Here is a 22,931-nt window from a genome sequence, read left to right on the forward strand (position 1 = left end):
CGGGCCAAAAGCCCGAGCGGAGCTCGGCTCCTGAGGCCTAGTGAGCGGCGGACCAGTGTGAGGCGACCTGGGCCGGGGTGAGCGCGGTCGGATAGGTGGCGAAATCGTCGATGCCGCCATGGAACCAGTTGCCTGCCGGTTTTCCCGGCCAGCCATTGAGGTTGTCACCGCCGAGGCGCCAGACGCCGTTGTACGCCGGCGCCGTCGTCGTCGGATTGGTGCCGACCAGCTGACCGTCGACGTACAACGCCATTCCGGACGCGCCTTGGGTCGCGACGACGTGATGCCAGCCGCCACTGGTGTACGACGCGGGTGACACGATCGTCTGCGGACCGCCGCTCCACACACCGAAGACGATTTTCCCCGCATTGTTGACATAAACATGGCGGTCGAAGGTCCCACTGGTGCCGGTGGCGGCATTCCCGAAGCCGGCGATCTTGCCACCGGTGGTGTAGCTGGTGCCAAACCAGAACTCGATCGAGTAGGTGGCCGGTGCGGCGATCGCGGCGGCGTTGCTGACGATGCCGGTCGCGGTGCCATTGGTGCGGATCCCGATGCTCGGCAACACGTTTGGCGCGCCGGACTGGCCGATCGTCACGCCGGCGCCAAACTTTCCATAGCGGGAGCCGAGAGCGTCGCCGGCCACGATGCCGCTCTTCTCGTTGAGCCGCCAATACTGGTTGGAGCCGGCGGCCGCGACGGCTGCGCCGTAGGTCCCAAGTGGACTGTTGGCCGCGGTCACCGGCGCGGATGCCGGAGAACTGCGCGAATTGTCGAACGCGTCGCGTACGCGCACCTGATAGGTGTGCGAGCTGCCGGCGGCCAGGCCGTTGTCGACGTAGCTGAGCGTCGGCAGCGTCCAGAAGGTGGATTTCGCTGTCGTCGTGTAGATCGGCTGCGTGCCGCCGTCGCGATAGACCGAGTACGTCAGGGTGGCATTGTCGCGATCCCAGGTCGTCTGCCAGCTCACGCCGAGCGACGTGCTGCTGCGCGAGGTGACCACCGGCGCGGCGAACGGCACCTCCGGCGGGTTCACATCCCTGGCCGTCGCCTTGTAGACATATCGCGTCAATCCCTGCTGTGCCTGGCCGTTGGTCGTGGTGAACTCGCCGCCGACCCAGAGATTGGTGTCGTCGTTGGCCATCGCCCACGGGCCCTGGAAATAGTACGAGTCGGACGGGCCGGCGTTGACCAGCGGAAACCAGTGCAGCAGCGTCGGTTTGGCCGCACCGTTGGAATTCGCGGTCTCGGCCAGCAGCCGCTGATAGCGTCTCGGTGTCACCTCGGGAAAAGCGCCGAGGTCACTGCAGTCGTGCGCGTGCGATGCGCTGTAGAGGACGCCTTTCATCAGCGAAATCGCCGATGTGGCGCCCAGGCAGCTGTCCTTCCAGATCAGGTTGCCGGTGGTCACGTCGGCGGCGAACCGGCCGTCGAAAACGCCGGGACCATGGCCGTTGGCGCCGGCGTAGACGGTGTTGCCGCTGACGACCAGGTCCCAGACGGTCGAGTACGAGTCGCCGTTGCGCGGCGGCACCGGCCGGCTGCTCCACGGCATCGACGCACCGGTGCCGGCGTTGACCGTGGCGATGCCGTTGATGGTGTTTCCGTTGATGTGGTCGAAAACTCCACCGACGATGACGCGCGAGCCGTCCGAGCTCATGGCCATCGTGTAGACCGTGCGGTCGGCGGTCGGAGCCCACGGCAGCAGCGCGCCGGTGGCCCGGCTGAAGGCGGCGAGTCGCGAGCGCGGCTGGCCGTTGACGCTGGTGAAGTCGCCGCCAATGTAGACGGTCGTGGCCGACACGGCGATCGCGCGGACCCGGCTGTTGATGCTGGCGGCCATGTTGGCCACCAGCGCGCCGTCGCGCAGGGTGTACGCGGCGAACTTCTGCCGCGTCTGACCCTGCGCCCTGTCGAAATCGCCACCGAGATAAACCGTGCCGCCGTCTGGCGAGACCTTGACCCGCAGCACTGCCTTGCAGACGTACTGACCGGTGCCGGCCGCGTCGCACTCACCTGGCGACGGATTGCTCGGCGCGGAGAAGGTGCTGCCGGCGATCACCGGCCGGAACGGCGTCGGCTCACCGGTCGACGAGTCGAAGGACGCGACGCCGTTTCTGGTCTGCTGCCGCGAATCCCCCGGCGCGGCCCCCGGTGGCCGGATGGCGGTGAAATCGCCACCGGCGATGATCGTCGAGCCGACGCGGTCGAGTGCCCAGACGATACGGTCGGTCTGCCAGGTCGGCTGCGGATCGGCGGTCGCCGTCTCCAGCGTGCCGGCCGGCGGGTCCGTGTCGGCCGCCACCGGAGCCGCCGCGACCAGGCCGCTCGCCACCAGTGCCAGGACGAGAATCGCGCTGCGTGCTGCTTTCACCGCTTCGACGCCTCCGTCAGCAGATCCACGATCGCCCGCCGATAGCCGGCCGGCGAGAACATTGCGATGGCTCTTTCCTTGCCACGCTGGGCAAACTGGACCGCCCGCGGCCAGTCTTTCAACAGCCGCACCACGGCGTCGGCCAGCGCGGCCGCATTTCCGGCCGGCACGGCCACACCGGTCTCGCCGGCCGCCACCGCCTCGACCAGGCCTTCGGCGTCCGAGCTCAGCACCGGCCGGCCAGCCAGTTGCGCCTCGACCGCCACCAGGCCGAAGGGCTCCAGCCGCGACGGTACGAGCACGATGTCGGCACGCTCGTACGCCGACCAGACATCGTTGCTGAAACCGCCGAAAGTCACGTCCAGGTCGCGCGCGCGAGCGCGCAGCTCGGCCTCAAACGCCTCGTTTCCCGGAAAAACGCTGCCGATGATGTCCAGCCGTGCCGGAATTCCGCGCTCCGCCAACAAGGCGACCGCGTCGATCGCAACATCGGTGCCTTTACGATGTGACAGCCGGCCGACGTAGCCGAGGCGCACCGGATCCGGCGCGGTCGTGGAGATCTCCGCGATCGGCCGCGGCGGCTCGGCCACACCGTTGTAGACCAGCCGCGACCGGCAACCAGAACGTGCGAGGAATTCCTTTGTGGCGGCGCTGTTGGCGATGACGTGGCGCGCCAGCAGCAGCGGTTTGACCAGTCCGGCGCGTACGATCCGGCCGGCGCTCGCCTCCAGCTCGTGGACGTGCGCGACCACCGGCCGGCGCGCCAGCCGGGCGGCGATGATCCACGACGGAATGGTCACGGTGTTGACGTAGACGACATCCGAGCGGCGCGCCAACCGTACGCACGACGGCAACGCCACCAAGGTTTCCCAGAGAATACGGAGAATGCCGGTCGCCGACAGACAGCCTCGGCGCAGCACCGGCACCGGACGCACCACGACCGGCACGCCAAGCTCTGCCAGCTTTTCCCGCAGCGGGCCGGCAACCGGCGTGGTGACGACCACGTCGACGCCGTTTTCCCGAAGCGCCGCAACGGTTTCCAGCGCCATCCGGTCGGCGCCGTAGAGATCCGTGGACGGATTCGCGACGAGTACGGTCATCGCGGCCTCACCGGAGTCGCCACCGCGACCCGCTCCGGTGCGGCCACCGGCTCGCTCCGCGCTCGCAGGATCTCGGCCCATGCGACGATGACGAAAAGCCAGGTGCTGGCCACGTTGGCGGCGGCACCGAGGCTTTCCACGAACATCCCGTCGACGAGCAGGAATGTGACCAGCCCCAACAACATCGCGCGATCGGGCACGACCGACGCACGTATGCGATAAAGCGTGACGACGAGCGTCACGATCAGCGCGATCCAGCTGCCGGCGGCGACCAGGCCGCCGTCGACCAGCAGGTTGACCAGCGCGTTGTGACCGCCGCCAAGCCCGATGGTGTCGAGGAAAAGCCCGCGCGTGGACTCCAGACCCCAGCCGTAGAGCGGCTTCTGCAGGAAAAACTGCCACGCCTGGGCCCACAGATCGGTGCGAGAGTTCAGCGTGGCCAGCTTGCTGGCCGTCTCGCCGCGTTCGAAGAACGCGAGAACCGCCGGCGTCGCGGCCACCGCCAGCAGCCCGGCGAACACCGCGCCGACCAGGGTGATCTCGATTTTTCGCCGGCCGCGCCAATGCGACCAGCCGAGTACGGTCAGGCCGACGACCGCGCCGAGCACCGCGCCGCGGGTCTGCGTCGCGACCAGGCCGCCGCCGACGATCGCCAGCAAAACCAGGTAAACCACCGGATGCCAGCGCGGACCCGGCCGCTCGGCGCGGTGGCCGAGCAGATAGCCGACCACGATCGTGGTGGCGATGCCGAGGAAAACCCCGGCCATCACCGGATGGACGAACAGCCAGCTGAACCGGCCCTGGTCGGCCTGCGCGTGTGGCAATGGAAAGGCCACCCCGAAAACCACCGAACCCGCCACCAGCACGGCGAACGCGTGCGCGAACCAGTGCAGCTGGTCTCGGCCGGCGTGCTTGGCGATGCATCTGGTCAGCACCACCACGACGACGAGCTGAGCCGCGCGTACGACCGCCAGCTGCGGATAAGGCGCGTACGTCGCGGACAACACCAGCACCGCCACGAAGGCGTACGCGAAGAAGACCAACGCGGTGCTCCTCGTCGGCCGCGGCGCACGGCCGTAGCGCAAAACGCAAAAAGCCCCAACTGTGAGGTATATGGCGATTTCTGCCAGTACGAACGGATCGGCGTTGCCGCCGACCGTCTCGTTCGGCGGCCGCAGTCGGAACTTGTAATCACTGGCAACAATGATTGCCAGCAAACACAATGGGACCCACCAATCCCACCGGCGGCCGGCTGGATCGGACAGCCGGTCAATTCCGAGCCGGCGGCCGATGACGGCTGCGCGACCGGCCACCCGGTGGCGCGTATCCTCCGTCATGAAGAACCTCCCGGCCGCAGAGTAACGATCAGCCGGATGGGCGATAAGGAAAAGCCAGAAATTCGATCCGTTCGGATGGCGCGGTGGATACCGTCAGTTGGGATTGTTGTCCAGGGCCTAACGGCAGCATTTTCGGTGAACAGGAGATCGATGCGCGTCGCCTTGGTCGGCACCCGGGGCGTCCCGGCCCGCTACGGCGGATTCGAGACGTGCGTCGAGGAGGTCGGTGCGCGGCTCGCCGATCGCGGCCATGACGTGCTGGTTTACGCGCGTTCCAGCGATTTTCAAGATCACCGGGAAACGCATCGCGGCATGACGGTCAAACACCTTCCGGCCGTACGCCACAAGGCGTTGGAGACCCTCAGCCACACCGCGTTGTCGGTCGCGCATCTGCTCACCCGGCGCGTCGACGTGGCGATTGTTTTCAATGCAGCCAACGCATTGTTTCTGCCGCTGATCCGCATGCGGCGAATTCCGGTCGCGACGCACGTCGACGGCCTGGAGTGGAAGCGTGCGAAGTGGGGTGGCGCCGGCCGGCGTTACTACCGGATGGCCGAGGCGATGGCGGTCCGCTGGTCGGACGACCTGATCGCCGACGCGGCCGGCATCGCCGAGTACTACCGCGACGAGTTCGGCGCCGCGTCGACCAATATCGCTTACGGCGCGCCACTGCTGGACGGCATCGGCACCGACAGGCTGACCGAGCGCGGCCTGCGGCCGGGCGGATATCACCTGGTCGTCGCGCGGTTCGAGCCGGAAAACCACGTGCACGTCGCGGTCGACGCATACGTACGCTCGGCGGCCAAACATCCGCTGGTGGTCGTCGGATCGGCGCCGTACAGCGACGAATACACCGCACGGATACGCGATTTGGCATCCAGCAGCCGGAATGTCCGGTTTCTTGGCGCTGTCTGGGATCAGATCCTGCTCGACCAGCTCTACGCCGGCGCGTTCACGTATGTGCACGGCCATTCCGTCGGTGGCACCAATCCATCCCTGCTGCGCGCGATGGGTGCGAGTGCGCCGACGATCGCTTTCGACGTACGGTTCAACCGCGAGGTCCTCGGTGACGCCGGTCACTTTTTCACCGACGCGGCCGAGCTTTCCGCGTTGCTCGAGAAGGCAGAGGCCGATCCGGCCGCGACCGCTTCGCGTGGCAGCGCGTCCCGGGCGGCCGCCGCTCGTTATGACTGGGACGACGTGGCCGAGAAATACGAGCGGCTGTGCGTGCGGCTGGCCGGCGGAGCGCGCCAGCCGAGGGTGTCCGGACGGCGGAAGGGAGCGACCGATGCGAACAGGCTTCGTGTTCGGACTTTTTGATCTCTTCCACGTCGGGGATCTCGACCTGCTGCGGCAGGCCGCGCAGCGGTGCGACCGGCTGATCGCCGGGGCGTACGCGGACGAGCTGGCCGCCCGGCTGTGGTCGACTCCGTACGTGCCGCTGGCCGAGCGCCTCGACATCCTGGTCAACATCCGTTATGTGGCCGGTGCGATCGCGTTGTCGTCACTGGATATCGCCGCCGCGGCAAGGAAAGTGGACGCGGACGTGGTGTTCGTCGGCCCCGGCCGGCCGGGCGAGCCGACCGCGGCAGAGCTTCGCGCGGTTGCGCAAGACACGGAAATTGTCACGCTGGTGCCAAAAATCGCGACCGGCAGCTCCGTCCTGCGGCGCGTCCTGGAACCGACGCGGACCGCGGTGGCATGAGCCGCTTCGCCGACGCGTTGCGCGGACTGCCGGCCGCGCAGAAGTCCGCGAAAGGCGCACCGGCATACTCGCGCTTCGTCAACCGCGGGCTCGGCCGTTTCCTGGCCGCCGGCGCGTACGCGCTCAAGCTGTCCCCCAACCAGGTCACCATCATCAGCGCGCTCTGCAGTTTTGCCGGCATCGCGGTGATCGCCGTGGTCGCGCCGTCCGTTCCGATGGCCGTCGCGGTCTGCCTGCTGCTGGTGATCGGCTATGCGCTGGACTCCGCCGACGGACAGCTGGCCCGGCTGACCGGTCGCGGCTCGACCGCCGGAGAATGGTTGGACCACCTGGTGGACAGCGGCAAGCTCGTCTCCCTGCACGCCGCGGTGCTGGTCTCCTTCTATCGGTTTTTCCAGCTGCCACCGGCATTCCTGTTGGTGCCGCTGGTTTTCGCCTGTGTGGCCACGGTGTTGTTCTTCGGCATGATCCTCAAGGACGTGTTGCGCTCCGCGCCACCCGCGGCCACCGGCCGGCCGTCGGTCGTACGGTCATTGGTCGTCGTCCCGACCGACTATGGCCTGCTGTGCCTGGTGTTCTTGCTCTACGGACTCCGTCCGGTTTTCCTTGTGATCTACACGCTTCTGCTGGTCGCCAACGCACTTTTCCTGTGCGCCGCGGTCGTGAAGTGGTTTCGTGAGCTGGCGGCACGGCCATGACCGTCGTCGGCTATGTCCCCGGTGCGTACGACCTCTTCCACGTCGGCCACCTCAACATCCTGCGGCGGGCGCGGCCCGACTGCGACGTGCTGATCGCCGGGGTGGTGACCGACGAGACCGTCCTGCGCGCGAAAGGAAAACCGCCGGTCGTGCCGCTGGTGGAGCGGCTGCAGATCGTCGCGAGCATCGGCTTCGTCGACCAGGCCGTCGTCGACACCTCCACCGACAAGCGGGTCATGTGGGAACGGCTGCATTTCGACGTACTGTTCAAGGGCGACGACTGGAAAGGCACCGAGAAGGGTGCCCTGCTGGAGTCGTCGATGGCCTCGGTCGGCGTACGCGTCGTCTATTTTCCTTACACGGCACACACATCCAGCACGTCCCTGCGTGCTCTGCTGGCCCGTCAGTTGACGTAGTCCTCCAGGCGCGCCACCGAATAACCCGGTGAGGCCGCGATCGCGTTGAGCAGCACGTGCATGTCGCGCTCGAAGTCCGGCGTGAAGTGCATCAGCAGCACCATGCCGGGATAGACCGGGTTGTTGACCGGATGGAACGGATGTTGCGCGATGTAGAGGACGCCGCCGATCACCGACCCCTCCCACATCATCATCGCGACCAGGCCGCCGCAGCTCTGCGCCACTTTCAGCGTCGTCAGGTCGTAGACACCGTACGGTGGCCGGAAGAGCGTCGGCCGCCGCCCGGCCACGCCTTCCAGTTTGTCGACCGAGCCGCAGATCTCGAACCGCTGCGTCTGCTCCGGCAGGCCCTTGAGCTGCTTGTGCGACTGCGTGTGTGCCTGGATCGTGGCGCGCTCTGCCTGCAGCTGGCGGAAGAAGTCGGGGTGTTGGGTCGCCGGCGAGGAAATCAGGAACAGCGAGGTCGGGATGTTGGCTTCCCGCAACACCCGCCCGGCCTCCGGCGGCTGGTATCCGCCGTCGTCGATGGTGATGAAGACGACCTTCTGGTCGACCGGTATGCGCAGCACGGTCTGGATGTATTCGCCGGACGACTTGAGACGTACGCGCTGCGGTTTCGGTGCCGGCGGCAGCTTCGGCCACGGACCGAGGTCGGCCAACCGCGGACCGGCGCCGGCCGGACCTGGACGTTCGTCGCCGTATGGCACCGGAGGACTCGCCACCGCGGGTGTCGTGCCGGCCAGCATGGCCGCGGCCAGCAGCGCGGCCGCGAGTGTTTTCCCCGTCATAATGTCTCAGTATGCCCCAGCACTTCTGATTACCGCGGTGATCGTCCGGAGCAGGACGACCAGGTCCAGGGTCAGCGACCAGTTTTCGACATATCGCAGGTCGAGCCGCATCGAGTCCTCCCACGACAGGTCGGCGCGGCCGCTCACCTGCCACAGGCCGGTGACTCCGGGTTTGACCACCAGGCGGCGCATCAGGTCGTCCGGATAGGCCGCCACCTCCGACGGCAGCGGCGGACGCGGGCCGACCAGGCTCATCTGCCCGGCGACGACGTTGAACAACTGCGGCAGCTCGTCGACGGAAAACCGGCGCAGCCAGCGGCCGAGCGGCGTCACCCGCGGATCGTGGCGGATCTTGAAAAGCAGGCCGTCGTGCTCGTTGTGCGGGGCCAGCTCGTCGAGACGGCGTTCGGCGTCGGCGTACATGGTGCGCAGCTTCAGGATCGTGAACGTCTCACCGTCCTTGCCGACCCTGGTCTGCCGGAAGAACGCCGGCCCCGGCGAGCCGTGCCGGATCGCCACCGCGAGTGCGGCGAGCAGCGGCATGGCGAAAAGCAGCAGCAGCGACGCGAAAAACACGTCGAACAGCCGCTTGACGACCCAGCGGCTGCCGGTCAGCTCGGCGTGGTCGAGGTGCAGCATCGGCAGGCCGTCGATTGGCCGCAGGGACGTACGCGGTCCGGCGACGTCGAGCAACGCGCCGGCGACGATCACGTCGGTGCCGGTGTTTTCCAGCGACCACAGCAATCTGCGCAGCATGGCCGAGGTGAGCTCCGGCGACGGCAGGATGGCGACGGTGTCCGCGCGATGGTCGGCGACCGCGGCGACGATCGTGTCGAACGTACCAACGACGTCGATGCCGGCGAGGCTGTCGCGGCCGGCACGTTTGGGTGGTACGCACACGCCGATCACCTGCATGCCGTGATAGCGGTGGCGCGCGAGCAGCTGGTGCAGCTCGCTGACCGCCGGGCCGTCGCCGACCACGATCACCCGGCGCATGCAGCGGCCGCGTTCGCGTTGGCTCACCAGGTGGCGGCGGAGAAAATAGCGGGCGAGCAAAGTCGCGACCGTGACGACCGGGAAAACGACGACGACGTAGCCGCGTGCCAGCTCGATGCTGAAGACGTACGAGACGAAGGCGGTCGCCGCGGTCAGGAAGATGCCGGCGTTGAGCACGCGGCGGTATTCCTCGTTGCCGACGAACAGATAGCGCGACTCGTACGCTCTGGCCATCATCAGCACGAGCACCCAGATCGCCGGGAAGAAGGCCGAGCCCACCACGTACGCGACCGCGTGATGCGGGATCGCGCCAAACCTGACCCAGAAGCCCAGGGCCGCCGCGACTATCGCCGCCGACCCGTCGACGATCGCCAGCTGCCGCGGATAACGGCGTTCCCAACCTGGGGTTTCCGGCGCGACGTCGAGCCGGGGTCTGCGCACCCGGTCCTGCAGATCGGCCATGACACCCCGCGTTCCCGTACGCCGGCCTGCACCGACAGTAAATGTCGCGGTGGCCGGACGGAACCTACGTACGCAGGCGAAAAGGTGGCTGATCGGATGAGCTAGCTGACACCGCCGAAGAGGCTGGTCACCGAACCGTCCGAGAACACCTCGCTGATGGCGCGGGCGATCAGCGGCGCGATCGAGAGCAGCGTGAGCTTGTCGAGGTTTTTCTCCGGCGGCACCGGCAACGTGTTGGTGAGCACGACCTCGCTGATCCGGCTGTTCTTCAGCCGCTCGGTCGCCGGGTCGGACAGCACGCCATGGGTCGCGGCCACGATCACGTCACCTGCGTCGGCGGCGAACAGCGCCTCGGACGCCTTGGCGATCGTGCCGCCGGTGTCGATCATGTCGTCGACCAGGATGCACGTGCGGCCCTCGACGTCGCCGACGACGCGGTTGGCGACCACCTCGTTGGGCACCAGCGGGTCGCGGGTCTTGTGGATGAAGGCCAGCGGACAGCCGCCGAGCTCGTCGGTCCACCGCTCCGCCACGCGTACGCGGCCGGAGTCGGGCGCGACCACGGTGAACTTGCGGCCCTCGTACTGCTTCTTCACGTAGTCGGCCAGGATCGACAGCGCGAACAGGTGGTCGACCGGGCCGTCGAAGAAGCCGGAGATCTGCGCGGTGTGCAGGTCGACGGTGAGGATGCGGTCGGCGCCGGCGGTCTTGAACATGTCGGCGACCAGCCGCGCCGAGATCGGCTCACGGCCGCGGTGCTTCTTGTCCTGGCGAGCGTACGGGAAGAACGGCACGACGACGGTGATCCGCTTGGCCGAGCCGCGCTTGAGCGCGTCGACCATGATCAGCGCCTCGACCAGCCACTTGTTGATCGGCTCGGTCATCGACTGCACCACGAAGGCGTCGGAGCCGCGGACCGACTCCTCGAAGCGTACGAAGATCTCGCCGTTGGCGAAGTCGTACGCGGCCGTCGGCGTCGGCTGCAGGCCCAGGTGCGCGCCGATCTCGTCGGCGAGCTCCGGGTAGGCCCGGCCGGAGAAGAGCATCAGGCTCTTGCGGTTTTCCGCCTGCAAACTGTTCACTGCCTACTCCCCCTCGACGCCGCCGGCCTCCTTGGCGGCGCGCGCCGCCGCCTCAGCCGCCGGGGTGCCGGGCCGCTTGCGCTCGACCCAGCCCTCGATGACCCGCTGCTTCGCTCCCGGCACGGCCAGCGCCCCTGCTGGCACGTCGTCGAGCAGCACCGTACCGGCGCCGGAGTAAGCCCCGTCGCCGATGTGCACCGGCGCCACGTACATGTTGTCCGAACCCATGCGGCAGTGGCTACCCACGACCGTGCGGTGTTTGTTGACCCCGTCGTAGTTGACGAACACGCTCGCCGCGCCGATGTTGCTGTGCTCTCCGATGGTGGCGTCGCCGACGTAGGACAGGTGCGGCACCTTGCTGCCCTCGCCGACCTGCGACCCCTTGACCTCGACGAAGGTGCCGATCTTGGCGGCGGTGTGCAGGACCGTGCCGGGCCGCAGATATGCGTACGGACCGACGCTGACGCGCTCACCGACGCGCGCGCCGACGCAGTGTGAGCGGATCACCTTGGCGTCGGCGCCGACCAGGCAGTCGGTGAGCGTGGTGTCCGGCCCGATCTCGGCGCCGCCGGCCACGCTCGTCTCGCCATGCAGCTGGACGCCGGGGTGCAGCACCGCGTCCTGCGCGAGCTCGACGCTCACGTCGACCCAGGTGGTCGCCGGGTCGATCACCGTGACGCCGGCGGCCATCCAGCGGCGCAGCGTCGCGTCGCGCAGCAACGCGCCCAGACGCGCCAGCTCGATGCGGTCGTTGCAGCCGAGCGCCTCCTCCGGCGCGCCGGCGTAGGTGCCGACGCCGCGGCCTTCGCGTACCAGCATCGCGACCGCGTCGGTCAGGTATTCCTCGCCCTGCGCGTTGGCGGTGGACAGCCGGGACAGCGCGTCGCGCACGGCGGCGGCGTCGAAGACGTAGATGCCGGCGTTGATCTCGTGGATGGTGCGCTGCAGGTCGTCGCAGTCGCGCTCCTCGACGATCTCGGCCAGGTCGCCGGCGTTGTCCCTGACGATCCGGCCGAGACCGGTCGGGTCGTCGACGCGCGCGGTCAGCACGGTGGCGGCGCGGCCGGCGTTGGCGTGCTCGGAGACCATGCCGGCCAGCGTGTCCTGGCGCAGCAGCGGCACGTCGGCGTTGAGGACGACGACCGTACCCGCATTGGCGTCGAGGGCCTCCAGCGCGACCCTGACGGCGTGGCCGGTGCCGCGCTGCTCGGCCTGCACGACCGCCTCGGCGGCCGGCGCGATCTGGCCGAGGTGCGCCTTCACCTCGTCGCGGCCGTGGCCGACGACCACGACCGTACGCTCGGCGCCCAGCGGCGCGGCGGCGGCGAGCACGTGGCCCAGCAGCGACCGGCCGCCGATCTCGTGCAACGCCTTGGGAGTCGTCGACCGCATCCGCTTGCCGTGGCCGGCCGCGAGGACCACCACGGCCGCCGGACGGACAGTCCTCACCCGGATTTCCCCCTCCAGCATTTGCGACACGTCACATGCTAACGACGGCACGGCCTCGTCCGTGCCCTGCCCTCATCCGTACCCGACCGTACGCGCTCCCATGACGGCGTCGCGAGCCCGGTTAGCGCTGCTCACCAACCCACCATGCGCGACGAAACTGTCGTACGGGGTGGTTATGTTTGCCCCCACCCAGATCGGGTGGGGGGTGGGTTGAGAGGCCGCGAGCGCGCGCAAAAATTTATCGCCAAGTGCCGTTTTAGCGATACATGTCCTCTTTGTGCGCCTGTGTTTGGGTCGCATGGACGCCATGCGTGCGTCTGACGCACGCATGGGGTCCATGCGACCACAACCCGCGTACGCAAAGCGGACATTTGCCGCCACAGGCACTGCGTATGCAACAAAGGTGACCGCGACACGCCAGCAAGGCGGTTACGTTCGTGACATAGACGCCGCCGACGCCGCGACCAAGATCGACTTTTCGAACTTATCTAAGTAGCCACGCGAACCCACCCCCCGCCCGATCTGGGTGGGGGTCCAGATTGGCACCTGGGTACGACAGTTTCGCGCTGTAGCGGGTAAAGGCTTAGCGGTGAGGAATCAGTGCGCGGCGCGGAGGGGGCCGATCTGGGGGTCGGCATACCAGACCTTCCGCAGGATGCCGCGGTTGCGATATCGCAGCACGACCAGGACCGGGGGCGCCTCGACGTGGCTGAGTTCGACGACGACGGCGTCGATCGACTCCTCCTTGAGTCGCGAGTCGTACGCGACGGCGACCGCGCGGCACTCCGGCGACAGGCGTGAGGAGACCTGGTCACGGTAGGTGTCGAAGTCGACGTCGGTGACCTGGGTCGGTTCGGAGCCGGTGAGCTCGAAGACATACCAGTAGAACCTGCCCGACCACCGGATCCGTCGGTCGGTGACCCGCAGCACCGCGGTCAGCAGCCGCTGGAGATCGGCGCGCGCGGTGGCCGGCAGCCAGTCGGGCAACTCCACATCCGCTCCCGGGGTAGGAATCGAACCTACGTCGCTAGTCCAGATTCAAAGTCTGGCGGCCCCTGCCAACAGAGCAACCCGGGAATGACGCGCTCATACCGTACCGTCTCCGCGCCAAGGCGTCTTAATGTCGGTCCCACCTGGCACCATGGGCCCGGTGAGCGAACAGCGCAAGACCGTGCCGCGGGTACGGATGACCGGCAAGCAGCGGCGCGAGCAGCTGCTGGACATCGGCCGCAGCCTGTTCGCCGAGCGGGGGTACGAGGCGACCTCGATCGAGGAGGTCGCGGCCCGCGCCGGCGTCAGCAAACCGGTCGTCTACGAGCATTTCGGCGGCAAGGAAGGGCTCTACGCGGTCGTCGTCGACCGGGAGATGCGCCATCTGCTCGACTCGGTGACCGGAGCGCTGACCGCCGGGCACCCGCGGTTGCTGCTGGAGCAGGCGGCGATGGCCCTGCTGACCTACATCGAGACCCAGACCGACGGTTTCCGCATCCTGGTACGCGACTCGCCGGTGACCTCGGCGACCGGCAACTTCTCCAGCCTGATCGGCGACATCGCCAGCCAGGTCGAGTACATCCTGGCCGGCAAGTTCAAGGCCCGGTCGTACGACCCGAAACTGGCCAGCCTCTACTCGCACGCGCTGGTCGGCATGGTCGCGCTCACCGGCCAGTGGTGGCTGGAGGCACGCAAGCCGCGTAAGGAGGAGGTGGCCGCCCATCTGGTCAACCTCGCCTGGAACGGACTGTCCCATCTGGAGAAGAAGCCGCGCCTACGCGCACGTCGCTAGTGCTGTCAAGTTGCTGACCGTAACCGGTCGCGCGAAAATTTCCCCATCAATACATACGTCGGGTATGTGGAGATGAGGGGGCAACATGCTGCAAGCGTTGATCGACGGCCTTGGCGCCGCGTGGACGTCCATCGCGACATTCGTACCGAAACTCGTCGGTTTCCTGGTCATCCTGCTGATCGGCTGGCTGATCGCCAAAGGCATCTCGAAGGCGGTCGAGATGCTGCTGACCCGCACCGGCTTCCCGCGGCTGATCGAGCGGTCCGGGCTCGGTGGCGTGATGTCGCGGGCCAATTTCGACGCGACGACGCTGATCGTCAAGCTGGTCTACTACTTCATCCTGCTGATGGCGCTGCAGCTGGCCCTCACGCCGTTCGGCAGCAGCAACCCGGTGAGCCAGCTGCTGAACCAGGTCGTCGCCTTCCTGCCGCGGATCGCGGTGGCGATCGTGCTGGTCGTGGTGGCCGCGGCGGTCGGCAAGGTGGTCAGTGACCTGATCCGTACGGCGCTCGGCAACCGCGCGTACGCCGGCCTGCTCGGCACGGTGGCGCAGGTCTTCCTGGTCGCGCTCGGCATCATCGCGGCGCTGAACCAGATGGACATCGCCACCACCGTCACCACCCCGGTGCTGATCTTCATCCTGGCCACCGTCGGCGGCATCCTGGTCGTCGGCATCGGCGGCGGCATGGTCAAGCCGATGCAGCAGCGCACCGACGGCTGGCTGAGCCGGATGGAGAGCGAACTGAAGTCGCGTCCGGCCGCCTCCGCGACACCACCGATGCCGGCCGGCCCGCAGAACGGCATGCCGGAGAACGGCACGTACGCCTACGCCGGCGGCGAACAGCGCACCGAACGGCTGCCCGGCAACGACCAGGGCGGTTCCGTACGCTGACCCGCCGCGAAGGCCCCCTTCTGCGTGGTGGAAGGGGGCCTTCGCGCGTTCGTTAGCCTGACCAACGACCGACCCAAGCGGCGCGAAACTGTCGTACCCCTCGACCAAAGTTGCCCCCACCCAGTGGTCGGGTGGGGGGTGGGTCGAGAGGCTCACCATGACGCAAATTTTCGTCAAGGCGAAAGGCCTCTCACCCACCCCCCACCCGATCTGGGTGGGGGCCAAAACTGCCACCTGGGTACGACAGTTTCGCGCCGTAGCAGGTAGATCGGGGGCAGGGACTAGTCTCGGTGCGTGGAGACGAGGACGGCGCCCGCTCGGTTAAAGTCGACGCCGAGTTGGTTGCTCAACCAGGCCGGCGGATACGCGGCGCGGCTGGTCGGTGAGGGGCTCGGCGCGGTGGGCGCCAGGCGTTATCACTACTCGCTGCTGGCCGCGCTGGCCGAGTTCGGGCCGGACAGCCAGGCGGCGTTGGGGCGGCGCTGCGGCATCGATCCGAGCGACATGGTGGCCACCGTCAACGACCTCGAGGAGCGCGACCTGGTGCGCCGTACGACCGATCCGAGCGATCGGCGGCGCAACGCCATCACCATCACCGCCGCCGGCAAACGTCACCTGCGAAAGCTCGACGACGTACTCGCCGGCGCGCAGGACCGGCTGCTCGACGCGCTGTCGGCCACCGAGCGCGGCGAGCTGGTCAGGCTGCTGACGAAGGTCATCGAGTCAGCCGGCTAGCGGCGCGCAGGCAGTCCTCCGCCTCCGCGACCAGGCGATGCAGGATGTCGGCGACCGGCTCCTCGGCGCGTACGAAGGCAGACGCCGGACCGGCATAGACGACGGCCTGCGAATAGTCGCCGGCGCGGGTGGCGTCCTTGAGCGCCTCGCCGGCCGCCGGGTCGGCGGCCAGGTCCGGCTCGTTACCGTGCCAGCGGTCGGAGAAGTCGTTGCGCAGAGCACGTCCCGGATAGCGCTCCGGCCAGGCGATGCCGGCGCCGATGTCGAAGACACGGGTGAGCACGGTGTCGCTCTCCTCCGCCTCCAACACGCGTTTGCGCGCGCCAGCCGTGCCGGCCGACTCGGTGGCGCCGAGCAGCCGCGTGCCGATCCAGGCCGCCTGCGCGCCGGCCGCCAACACGGCCGCCAGGCCGCGACCGGAGCCGATCCCGCCGGCCGCGACCACCGGCGCGGCGTCGCCCACCGCGGCCAACACCGACTGCAGCAGCGGCAACGTACCGATCGTCGCGCCGCTGTGACCGCCGGCGTCACCGCCTTGGGCGACCACGACATCGACACCGGCGTCGACCGCGTGCCTGGCCTCGGCGACGGTGTTGACCTGCGTGGCGACCAGCATGCCGGCCTCGTGCAGCGGCCGCACGTACGGGCCGGGGTCACCGAAGGACACCGACACCAGTGTCGCGCCGGATTCCAGCACTGCCTCGAAAACACCCGGCTGCCGGTCCAGCGACCACAGCTGCACACCGATGCCGAACGGCACCTCCGCGGCGACCGCGGCCTCACGGCGTACGAAGTCGGCGTCGGAGCGGTTGGACACGCCGATCATTCCGAGGCCGCCGGCGGCGCCGACCGCCTTGGTCAGCTCACCCCACGAGGCGCCGCCCATCGGAGCGCCGATGATCGGCAACCGCAGGCCCAGCCGGCGGGTAAGTTCGGTGGAGATCATGCGACTTTTCTATCGCTTACACGGCAAGGAGGCCAGATGCTCCCCTGGTCAACCGACGAGTTCGCCGGCCGGCTGGACAAACAGGTGTTCAGCAGCGACCTGCTCCGCGACAACCCGCTCGGCGATCCCGCCGACCGTCCACTGTGGATATACACGCCGCCGGGATACGACGACGAGCCCGACCGGCGCTATCCGAGCGTGTACGTCATCCAGGGATACACCGGCCACCTCGGCATGTGGGACAACCGCACGCCGTACGCGCTGACTTTTCCCGAACTGGCCGACAAAGTCTTCGCCTCCGGGGAGGCGCCGCCGGCGATCGTCGTGTATGTCGACGCGTGGACGGCCTACGGCGGCAGCCAGTTCGTCGACTCACCCGGCACCGGCAAATACCACTCGTATCTGTGCGACGAGATCGTGCCGTACGTCGACGCCGGCTTCCGCACCATCGACGCGCCGGAAAACCGTGGTATCACCGGAAAATCCTCCGGCGGTTTCGGTGCGATGATCACGCCGATGCTGCGGCCGGACCTGTTCGGCGGCCTGGCGACGCACGCCGGCGACAGCCTGTACGAGCTGTCCTACATCCCCGAGTTCATCAGGGCCGTCCGCTTTCTGCGCGACTACGACGGCGACATTTTCACGTGGTGGAACGAGTTCCAGAGCCGTCCGGCGCTGAGCAAGCCGGCCGACGTACCACTGCTGGTGACGCTCGGCTGCGCGGCGGCGTTCTCGGCGAGCGACGATGGCAAGCCGCTGCTGCCGTTCAAACCGCACAGCGGCGAGCTCATCCCCGAACTGTGGCAGCGCTGGCTGGACTGGGACCCGGTGCGGATGGCGCCGAAGTACGCCGACGCGTTGCTCAGCCTGCGGGCGATCTGGATCGACGCCGGCAAGAGCGACGAGTTTCAGCTGGACCTCGGCGCGGAGGCGTTCCGTGACGCACTGCTGGACGTCGGCGTGCCCGAGGACGTGATCCACTTCGAGTTGTTCGAGGGTACGCACGCCGGCATCGGCTATCGCTATCCGATGTCGCTCGCGTGGCTGGCGACCCGCCTCACGCCGTAAGCGCGCGGGACTCCCACGTGCGCACGTAGGGAGTCCCGTGGCGTGGTCAGGGCTGCGACGGCTCCGGCGCCGGCTCGTCCGTACGCTGCGCGTTGCGTGACTTGCCGGAGACCCGGCCGTAGAAGCCGAAGGTCAGCAACATCAGGCCGACCACGAAGCTGAAGATCACGTTTTGCATCTTGAAGCCGAAGTAGTTCAGCTCGGTCCGCAGCAGGCAGATGTTGACCAGGCCGCTGACCAGGAACAGAATGCCGAACGTCACGTTGGTGTGCGCCGCGAGGTTGCGGCCGATCAGGGCGGCGACCAGCAGCAACGCGCCGACCACCACGGAGACGATCGAGAGCAGCCCGTTGGAGGAGAGCCCCAACACGGACTGGCCGTCGACCGCGAAGTACGGCAGCTTGTCGACCAGCCCGATCACACCGAAGATGACCAGCGCCAAGCCGACCAGCCCGCCACCGACCCGATACACCGTGCCAAGCCGGTGATCGACCGGAAACTCGGACTCGTGCTCGGACATCGACTCATCACTCCCTTACCGCCATGCTGCCGACCTTCTACCGACCGTCGACATTCCGGCATCACGGTATCCGCTGTCGCGCCGGCGCGCCGCACCGGGACACCCATCCGCGCCAACGTCACACCTCCGCCCGCGCGCGCGTACGAGCAGCCGGCGCGAAACTGTCGTACCGGCGTGGAAACGTTGAAACCGGGGGTCCCCCAAGCGCCGGAGCCGTGGTCGCCGAAACTGTCGTACCCATGTGGAAACGTTGAAGTCGGGGGTCCCCCAAGCGCCGGAGCGGTCCTCGCCAAAAATGTCGTACCCGCGTGGAAACGTAGAAAACGGGGGGTCCCCCATCACGCGCGCGTACGGGGGACCCCCGGCATCAATTCTTCCAGGTGCCTGTGACAGTTTCGGCGACCGCTGGCTCAGCCTTCGATCTGCTCGCCGAGCAGCAGCCAGCGCTCCTCCGTCGCCTCGACGCGTAACCGTACGTCCCGCAGCCGCGCGTCCAGCTCGATGACCCGCTCGTGATCGGCGGCGTGCTCGGCGAGGTCGGCCAGCAGCCGCTGCTCGGTCTCGGCCAGCTTGGCCAGCTCACGCTCCAAGCGAGACAGCTCCTTGCGCGCCTGCCGCTGCTCACCAGCCGACATGCCGACCGGCGCGGCCGGCGCGACCTTCGCCGCGGTGGCCGGCTGCTCGACCTTCTCCCGCCGCTCCAGATACTCGGCCACACCGCCAGGCAGCATCGTCAGCCTGCCGTCGCCGAGCAGCGCGTAGACGGTGTCACAGACCCGCTCGATCAGGTAACGGTCGTGGCTGACCACCACCAGCGTCCCCGGCCAGGAGTCGAGCAGGTCCTCGAGCGCGGCCAGCGTGTCGGTGTCCAGGTCGTTGGTCGGCTCGTCGAGCAGCAGCACGTTCGGCTCACCCATCAGCAGGCGCAACAGCTGCAGGCGGCGCCGCTGGCCGCCGGACAGGTCGGCGACCGGCGTCCACTGCGACGACGTGCCGAAACCGAACATCTCGGCCAGCTGTCCCGCGGTCAGCTCGCGCTTGCCCACATGCAGGCGGCCGGCGACCTCCTGCACCGCCTCCAGTACGCGCAGGCCGCCGGGCAGCTCGACGGCGTCCTGCGACAGGTACGCGACCTTCACCGTCCTGCCGACCTCGACCGACCCGTCGTCCGGCGCGCGCTGGCCGGCGAGCGTACGCAGCAGCGTCGTCTTGCCGGAGCCGTTCGGCCCCATCAGCGCGACCCGGTCACCGGGACCGATCCGCCAGGTCGTCGTGCCGAGCAGCTCACGGCCGTCCGGTGTCCGCAGCTGGATGTCCTCCGCGTCGTACACGCTGCGGCCGAGCCGAGCGGTCGCGAACCGCCGCAACTCCACGTTGTCGCGCACCGGCGGCTCGTCGGCGATCAGCGCGTTGGCCGCGTCGATGCGGAACTTCGGCTTGCTGGTCCGCGCCGGCGGCCCGCGGCGCAGCCACGCCAGTTCCTTGCGCAGCAGGTTTTGCCGTCGCGCCTCCGACGCGGCCGCCTGCCGGGCGCGCTCGGCGCGCGCAAGGACCCACGACGAATAGCCGCCGTCATAGCTCTGCACCGACGCGTCGACGACCTCCCAGGTCGTCTGGCACACCTCGTCCAGGAACCAGCGGTCATGCGTGACGACGAGTACGGCGATCTTGTTGCGCGCGTTCAGATGCCGCGCCAACCAGCCGACACCCTCGACGTCGAGGTGGTTGGTCGGCTCGTCGAGCACGAGCAGGTCGAGGTCGCGGACGAGCAGGCCGGCCAGCCCGACGCGGCGCTTCTCGCCGCCGGACAGCGGGTCCACGACCGTGTCCAGGCCGATCCGGCCGAGCCCGAGGCCGTCCAGGATCTCGCGCACCCGCGCGTCGGAGGCCCACTCGTGCTCGGCACCGAGGTCGTCGGACAGCCAGGCCGAACCGAGCACCACGTCGCGTACGGTCGCGCCGGCCGGCAGCGTGAGCTGCTGGTCGAGGCTGCCGAGCCGGAGGCCGCCGCGGCGCGCGACCCGGCCGGAGTCCGGCTGCTCGGCGCCGGTCACCATCCGCAGCAGCGTCGACTTGCCGGCGCCGTTCAGGCCGACGACGCCGACCCGCTGCGCGGCCGCGATGCCGAGCGACACGCCGTCCAGCGGCACGGTGGTCCCGTACGTCTTGCCGACGCGCTCCAGGTTGACGAGGTTGGCCACCCCTCCATCCTGCCTCACGCTTACGCGTGCGCCATTAGTTACCACTTGCTTAGAACTAGGTGGTCGCATGGCCACCATGCTTGCGTTCAATGCACGCATGGTGGCCATGCGGCCGCTGAGGTTAGTAAGATGTTGCTTATGGATGCGGAGACGGTGCGGCTGGTAAGGCGAGGGGCGGCCAGGCTGGCCAAGCGGCTGCGCCGCGAACGGCCGGAAGGCTCGGTGAGCGCGTCGAAGATCAGCGTCCTCGGCCAGCTGGCCAACGCCGGCGCACTGACCGTCGGCGAGCTGGCCAGGCGCGAGCGGCTGCAGCCGCAGGCCCTGACCCGCACGCTCGCCGCGCTCGAGGAGGACGAGCTGATCAGCCGGGTGACCGCCGCCGACGACCGGCGCAGAACTGTCGTACGCCTCACCGAAGCTGGATGCGAGGTGCTGACGAAGGACACCGCACAGCGAGAGGCGTGGTTGGCGATGGCGATGGCTCAGGAGCTCAACGACACCGAGATCGGCCTGCTGCGGCTCGCCGGCCCGCTGCTGGAGCGGCTGGCCGAGTGCGAGACGGCGGCCTCGGTCCGGCGGGCGTCATGACGGTCAGCCTCAAGAAGGAGGACACCAAGGTCCCGGTGCGCCGGATCGTCGCGCTCTTCCGGCCGTACGTGCCGCAGATGGTCCTGCTGGTGCTGGTGGTGATCGTCCAGGCGCTGGCCGGCATCTCGTCGCCGTTCCTGTTGCGCGAGATCCTGGACCGTGCGCTGCCGGCCCGCGACCTCGCACTGGTCAGCCTGTTCGCCGGCGGCATGATCGCGGCCGCGGTGCTCAGCGGCGCGCTCGGCGTGGCGACGACCCGGCTGTCCAACACGGTCGGCCAGCAGGTCATGCACGACGTGCGGGTGTCGGTGTACGAGCACCTGCAGCGGCTCTCGTTCGCGTTCTTCACGCGTACGCGCACCGGCGAGATCCAGTCACGGATCGCCAACGACATCGGCGGCATCAACAACGTCATCACCAACACCGCCACCTCGGCGGTGCAGAGCGCGACGACGGCGATCGCGGTGGCGGTCGCGCTGTTCGTACTCGACTGGCGGCTGGCTCTGCTCGCGCTGCTGGTCGTGCCGGTGTTCCTGCTGTTCACCTTCCGGCTCGGCCGGCAGCGGCGGCAGCTCACCCACGGCCGCGCGCAGCGATTCGCCGCGATGACCTCGCTGATCTCCGAGTCGATCTCGGTTTCCGGCGTCCTGCTGGCCAAGACGATGGGCCAGCGGCAGACGCTCGCGGACCGGTTCGCCGCCGAGTCGCGGCAGATCTCCGACCTGGAGGTGCAGGCCACCATGGCCGGCCGCTGGCGGATGGCCACCCGCGGCATGAGCCTGACCATCATCCCGGCGATCGTCTACTGGCTGGCCGGCATCGAGTTCGCCCACGGAGTCTCACCGGTCACGCTCGGCACGGTCGTCGCGTTCACCAGCATGACCAACCGGTTCGTCCAGCCAGCCACCTCGCTGCAGTCGGTGGGTCTCAACGTGTCCACGTCCATGGCGTTGTTTGGCCGGGTCTTCGAGGTGCTCGACCTGCCGGTCGAGATCGCCGACCGGCCGGGCGCCACCCCGCTGCGGATCAAACGCGCGGACGTGGAGCTGCGCGAGGTCTCGTTTCGGTACGAGCAGGACGGTCCGTGGACACTGCGGGGCATCTGCGCGCGGATCCCGGCCGGCACCACCACGGCGATCGTCGGCGCCACCGGATCCGGCAAGACGACGCTGGCCTATCTGGTCGCGCGGCTGTACGAGCCGGAGCACGGTGCCGTGCTCCTCGACGGCACCGACATCCGCGACATCACCCTCGACTCGCTCGCCGACTCGGTCGGTCTGGTGGCGCAGGAGACGATGCTCCTGCACGCCTCCATCAAGGAAAACCTGGCGTTCGCCAAGCCCGACGCCACCGACGACGAGATCATGCGGGCCACCAAGGCGGCGCACATCCACGACCTGATCGCGTCGCTGCCAGACGGCTACGACACGATCGTCGGCGAGCGCGGTTATCGCTTCTCCGGCGGCGAACGCCAGCGCATCGCCATCGCGCGCGTACTGTTGCGCAATCCGCCGGTGCTCATCCTGGACGAGGCGACCAGCGCGCTCGACAACAAGACCGAGCGGCTGGTGCAGCAGGCGCTGGACGAGCTTTCCCGTGGCCGCACGACGATCGCCATCGCACACCGACTGTCCACTGTGGAGAGTGCCGACCAGATCCTGGTGCTCGACCACGGAGAAATCGCCGAGCGCGGCACGCACGCCGAACTGATGGCTCTCGGCGGCCGTTACGCGCACCTGGCGGCCAGTCAGCTCACCGCCTGACCGGGACCGCGGCTGTGACGGTCGGCCT

The 22,931-nt window shown here is 68.4% G+C and carries 21 protein-coding genes and 1 tRNA gene; 10 read left to right on the forward strand and 12 right to left on the reverse strand.

Annotated features, from left to right (window positions below; genetic code table 11):
- Nucleotides 1–37: 37 nt before the first annotated feature.
- The 3 genes from GNX95_RS32640 to GNX95_RS32650 are packed head-to-tail and all read right to left on the reverse strand — an operon-like array spanning nucleotide 38 to nucleotide 4,811.
- Nucleotides 38–2,374 carry a LamG-like jellyroll fold domain-containing protein gene (locus GNX95_RS32640; RefSeq protein ID WP_163511504.1) on the reverse strand — a complete coding sequence of 779 codons (2,337 nt, stop codon included), beginning with the start codon at nucleotides 2,372–2,374 and terminating at the stop codon, nucleotides 38–40.
- Nucleotides 2,371–3,474: a glycosyltransferase family 4 protein gene (locus GNX95_RS32645; protein WP_163511505.1), complete on the reverse strand. Its 1,104-nt coding sequence runs from the start codon at nucleotides 3,472–3,474 to the stop codon at nucleotides 2,371–2,373. The genes GNX95_RS32640 and GNX95_RS32645 overlap by 4 nt, the downstream gene beginning before the upstream one ends.
- Nucleotides 3,471–4,811 (reverse strand): O-antigen ligase family protein, encoded by a 1,341-nt coding sequence (locus GNX95_RS32650; protein WP_222854092.1) that lies wholly within the window; start codon nucleotides 4,809–4,811, stop codon nucleotides 3,471–3,473. The genes GNX95_RS32645 and GNX95_RS32650 overlap by 4 nt, the downstream gene beginning before the upstream one ends.
- 150 nt (nucleotides 4,812–4,961) lie before the next feature.
- On the opposite strand from GNX95_RS32650, the gene GNX95_RS32655 reads away from it, so the two are divergent.
- Genes GNX95_RS32655 through GNX95_RS32670 form a run of 4 tightly spaced genes read left to right on the forward strand, consistent with a single transcriptional unit; the run spans nucleotide 4,962 to nucleotide 7,630 of the window.
- On the forward strand, nucleotides 4,962–6,131 hold the full coding sequence (locus GNX95_RS32655; RefSeq protein ID WP_163511506.1) for a DUF1972 domain-containing protein: 1,170 nt from the start codon (nucleotides 4,962–4,964) through the stop codon (nucleotides 6,129–6,131).
- Nucleotides 6,100–6,516 carry an adenylyltransferase/cytidyltransferase family protein gene (locus GNX95_RS32660; protein WP_163511507.1) on the forward strand — a complete coding sequence of 139 codons (417 nt, stop codon included), beginning with the start codon at nucleotides 6,100–6,102 and terminating at the stop codon, nucleotides 6,514–6,516. Before GNX95_RS32655 ends, GNX95_RS32660 begins: the two co-directional genes overlap by 32 nt.
- Nucleotides 6,513–7,214, forward strand: coding sequence for a CDP-alcohol phosphatidyltransferase family protein (locus GNX95_RS32665; protein WP_163511508.1), 702 nt, complete (start codon nucleotides 6,513–6,515; stop codon nucleotides 7,212–7,214). The genes GNX95_RS32660 and GNX95_RS32665 overlap by 4 nt, the downstream gene beginning before the upstream one ends.
- A complete protein-coding gene (locus tag GNX95_RS32670) occupies nucleotides 7,211–7,630 on the forward strand; it encodes an FAD synthase family protein (protein WP_163511509.1) in 420 nt (139 codons plus the stop codon). Before GNX95_RS32665 ends, GNX95_RS32670 begins: the two co-directional genes overlap by 4 nt.
- Here GNX95_RS32670 and GNX95_RS32675 read toward each other — a convergent pair.
- The 6 genes from GNX95_RS32675 to GNX95_RS32700 form a co-directional block, all read right to left on the reverse strand.
- The gene (locus tag GNX95_RS32675; protein ID WP_163511510.1) at nucleotides 7,618–8,418 is read right to left on the reverse strand and encodes a polysaccharide deacetylase family protein; all 801 of its coding nucleotides are present in this window, start codon (nucleotides 8,416–8,418) and stop codon (nucleotides 7,618–7,620) included. The genes GNX95_RS32670 and GNX95_RS32675 overlap by 13 nt on opposite strands.
- Before the next feature lie 6 nt (nucleotides 8,419–8,424).
- Nucleotides 8,425–9,876 (reverse strand): sugar transferase, encoded by a 1,452-nt coding sequence (locus GNX95_RS32680; protein ID WP_163511511.1) that lies wholly within the window; start codon nucleotides 9,874–9,876, stop codon nucleotides 8,425–8,427.
- 101 nt (nucleotides 9,877–9,977) lie between these two features.
- Nucleotides 9,978–10,958 carry a ribose-phosphate diphosphokinase gene (locus tag GNX95_RS32685; protein ID WP_163511512.1) on the reverse strand — a complete coding sequence of 327 codons (981 nt, stop codon included), beginning with the start codon at nucleotides 10,956–10,958 and terminating at the stop codon, nucleotides 9,978–9,980.
- Between the two features lie 3 nt (nucleotides 10,959–10,961).
- Nucleotides 10,962–12,407, reverse strand: coding sequence for a bifunctional UDP-N-acetylglucosamine diphosphorylase/glucosamine-1-phosphate N-acetyltransferase GlmU (gene glmU / locus GNX95_RS32690; RefSeq protein ID WP_281356979.1), 1,446 nt, complete (start codon nucleotides 12,405–12,407; stop codon nucleotides 10,962–10,964).
- A 597-nt stretch (nucleotides 12,408–13,004) separates the two neighbouring features.
- Nucleotides 13,005–13,400 carry a hypothetical protein gene (locus GNX95_RS32695; RefSeq protein WP_163511514.1) on the reverse strand — a complete coding sequence of 132 codons (396 nt, stop codon included), beginning with the start codon at nucleotides 13,398–13,400 and terminating at the stop codon, nucleotides 13,005–13,007.
- 5 nt (nucleotides 13,401–13,405) lie between these two features.
- Nucleotides 13,406–13,484 (reverse strand) — tRNA-Gln (locus GNX95_RS32700).
- Between the two features lie 64 nt (nucleotides 13,485–13,548).
- Between GNX95_RS32700 and GNX95_RS32705 the strand changes: the two genes are divergently transcribed.
- From GNX95_RS32705 to GNX95_RS32715, 3 genes are all read left to right on the forward strand, one after another.
- Nucleotides 13,549–14,190, forward strand: coding sequence for a TetR/AcrR family transcriptional regulator (locus GNX95_RS32705; RefSeq protein ID WP_246281880.1), 642 nt, complete (start codon nucleotides 13,549–13,551; stop codon nucleotides 14,188–14,190).
- 85 nt (nucleotides 14,191–14,275) lie between these two features.
- Nucleotides 14,276–15,082 carry a mechanosensitive ion channel family protein gene (locus GNX95_RS32710; protein ID WP_163511516.1) on the forward strand — a complete coding sequence of 269 codons (807 nt, stop codon included), beginning with the start codon at nucleotides 14,276–14,278 and terminating at the stop codon, nucleotides 15,080–15,082.
- 294 nt (nucleotides 15,083–15,376) lie between these two features.
- The gene (locus tag GNX95_RS32715) at nucleotides 15,377–15,817 is read left to right on the forward strand and encodes a MarR family winged helix-turn-helix transcriptional regulator (protein ID WP_163511517.1); all 441 of its coding nucleotides are present in this window, start codon (nucleotides 15,377–15,379) and stop codon (nucleotides 15,815–15,817) included.
- On the opposite strand, the gene GNX95_RS32720 is transcribed toward GNX95_RS32715, so the two are convergent.
- Entirely contained in the window at nucleotides 15,798–16,763 is a 966-nt protein-coding gene (locus GNX95_RS32720) for an NAD(P)H-dependent flavin oxidoreductase (RefSeq protein ID WP_163511518.1), read from the reverse strand. The genes GNX95_RS32715 and GNX95_RS32720 overlap by 20 nt on opposite strands.
- Nucleotides 16,764–16,799: 36 nt before the next feature.
- Between GNX95_RS32720 and GNX95_RS32725 the strand changes: the two genes are divergently transcribed.
- Nucleotides 16,800–17,831, forward strand: a complete 1,032-nt coding sequence (locus GNX95_RS32725; RefSeq protein ID WP_163511519.1) for an alpha/beta hydrolase — start codon at nucleotides 16,800–16,802, stop codon at nucleotides 17,829–17,831.
- Nucleotides 17,832–17,877: 46 nt separating this feature from the next.
- Here the strand turns inward: GNX95_RS32725 and GNX95_RS32730 are convergent, their stop codons facing one another.
- Both GNX95_RS32730 and GNX95_RS32735 read right to left on the reverse strand, forming a co-directional pair.
- A complete protein-coding gene (locus GNX95_RS32730) occupies nucleotides 17,878–18,351 on the reverse strand; it encodes a DUF4383 domain-containing protein (RefSeq protein ID WP_163511520.1) in 474 nt (157 codons plus the stop codon).
- 410 nt (nucleotides 18,352–18,761) lie between these two features.
- A complete protein-coding gene (locus tag GNX95_RS32735; RefSeq protein ID WP_163511521.1) occupies nucleotides 18,762–20,552 on the reverse strand; it encodes an ABC-F family ATP-binding cassette domain-containing protein in 1,791 nt (596 codons plus the stop codon).
- A gap of 138 nt (nucleotides 20,553–20,690) precedes the next feature.
- On the opposite strand from GNX95_RS32735, the gene GNX95_RS32740 reads away from it, so the two are divergent.
- Together GNX95_RS32740 and GNX95_RS32745 are read left to right on the forward strand one after the other, a co-directional pair.
- A complete protein-coding gene (locus tag GNX95_RS32740; protein WP_163511522.1) occupies nucleotides 20,691–21,140 on the forward strand; it encodes a MarR family winged helix-turn-helix transcriptional regulator in 450 nt (149 codons plus the stop codon).
- Nucleotides 21,137–22,903: an ABC transporter ATP-binding protein gene (locus GNX95_RS32745; RefSeq protein WP_163511523.1), complete on the forward strand. Its 1,767-nt coding sequence runs from the start codon at nucleotides 21,137–21,139 to the stop codon at nucleotides 22,901–22,903. The genes GNX95_RS32740 and GNX95_RS32745 overlap by 4 nt, the downstream gene beginning before the upstream one ends.
- Nucleotides 22,904–22,931 lie beyond the last annotated feature (28 nt).

The sequence above is a fragment of the Fodinicola acaciae genome, assembly GCF_010993745.1.
GTDB lineage: Bacteria > Actinomycetota > Actinomycetes > Mycobacteriales > HKI-0501 > Fodinicola > Fodinicola acaciae.

What these genes read in the sequence shown, in the direction of transcription:
- GNX95_RS32645 (WP_163511505.1), bottom strand. Translation starts at nt 3,474, where the DNA reads ATGACCGTACTCGTCGCGAATCCGTCCACGGATCTCTACGGCGCCGAC.
- GNX95_RS32650 (WP_222854092.1), bottom strand. Translation starts at nt 4,811, where the DNA reads ATGACGGAGGATACGCGCCACCGGGTGGCCGGTCGCGCAGCCGTCATC.
- GNX95_RS32655 (WP_163511506.1), top strand. Translation starts at nt 4,962, where the DNA reads ATGCGCGTCGCCTTGGTCGGCACCCGGGGCGTCCCGGCCCGCTACGGC.
- GNX95_RS32660 (WP_163511507.1), top strand. Translation starts at nt 6,100, where the DNA reads ATGCGAACAGGCTTCGTGTTCGGACTTTTTGATCTCTTCCACGTCGGG.
- GNX95_RS32665 (WP_163511508.1), top strand. Translation starts at nt 6,513, where the DNA reads ATGAGCCGCTTCGCCGACGCGTTGCGCGGACTGCCGGCCGCGCAGAAG.
- GNX95_RS32670 (WP_163511509.1), top strand. Translation starts at nt 7,211, where the DNA reads ATGACCGTCGTCGGCTATGTCCCCGGTGCGTACGACCTCTTCCACGTC.
- GNX95_RS32675 (WP_163511510.1), bottom strand. Translation starts at nt 8,418, where the DNA reads ATGACGGGGAAAACACTCGCGGCCGCGCTGCTGGCCGCGGCCATGCTG.
- GNX95_RS32680 (WP_163511511.1), bottom strand. Translation starts at nt 9,876, where the DNA reads ATGGCCGATCTGCAGGACCGGGTGCGCAGACCCCGGCTCGACGTCGCG.
- GNX95_RS32705 (WP_246281880.1), top strand. Translation starts at nt 13,549, where the DNA reads ATGGGCCCGGTGAGCGAACAGCGCAAGACCGTGCCGCGGGTACGGATG.
- GNX95_RS32710 (WP_163511516.1), top strand. Translation starts at nt 14,276, where the DNA reads ATGCTGCAAGCGTTGATCGACGGCCTTGGCGCCGCGTGGACGTCCATC.
- GNX95_RS32720 (WP_163511518.1), bottom strand. Translation starts at nt 16,763, where the DNA reads ATGATCTCCACCGAACTTACCCGCCGGCTGGGCCTGCGGTTGCCGATC.
- GNX95_RS32725 (WP_163511519.1), top strand. Translation starts at nt 16,800, where the DNA reads ATGCTCCCCTGGTCAACCGACGAGTTCGCCGGCCGGCTGGACAAACAG.
- GNX95_RS32730 (WP_163511520.1), bottom strand. Translation starts at nt 18,351, where the DNA reads ATGTCCGAGCACGAGTCCGAGTTTCCGGTCGATCACCGGCTTGGCACG.
- GNX95_RS32740 (WP_163511522.1), top strand. Translation starts at nt 20,691, where the DNA reads ATGGATGCGGAGACGGTGCGGCTGGTAAGGCGAGGGGCGGCCAGGCTG.
- GNX95_RS32745 (WP_163511523.1), top strand. Translation starts at nt 21,137, where the DNA reads ATGACGGTCAGCCTCAAGAAGGAGGACACCAAGGTCCCGGTGCGCCGG.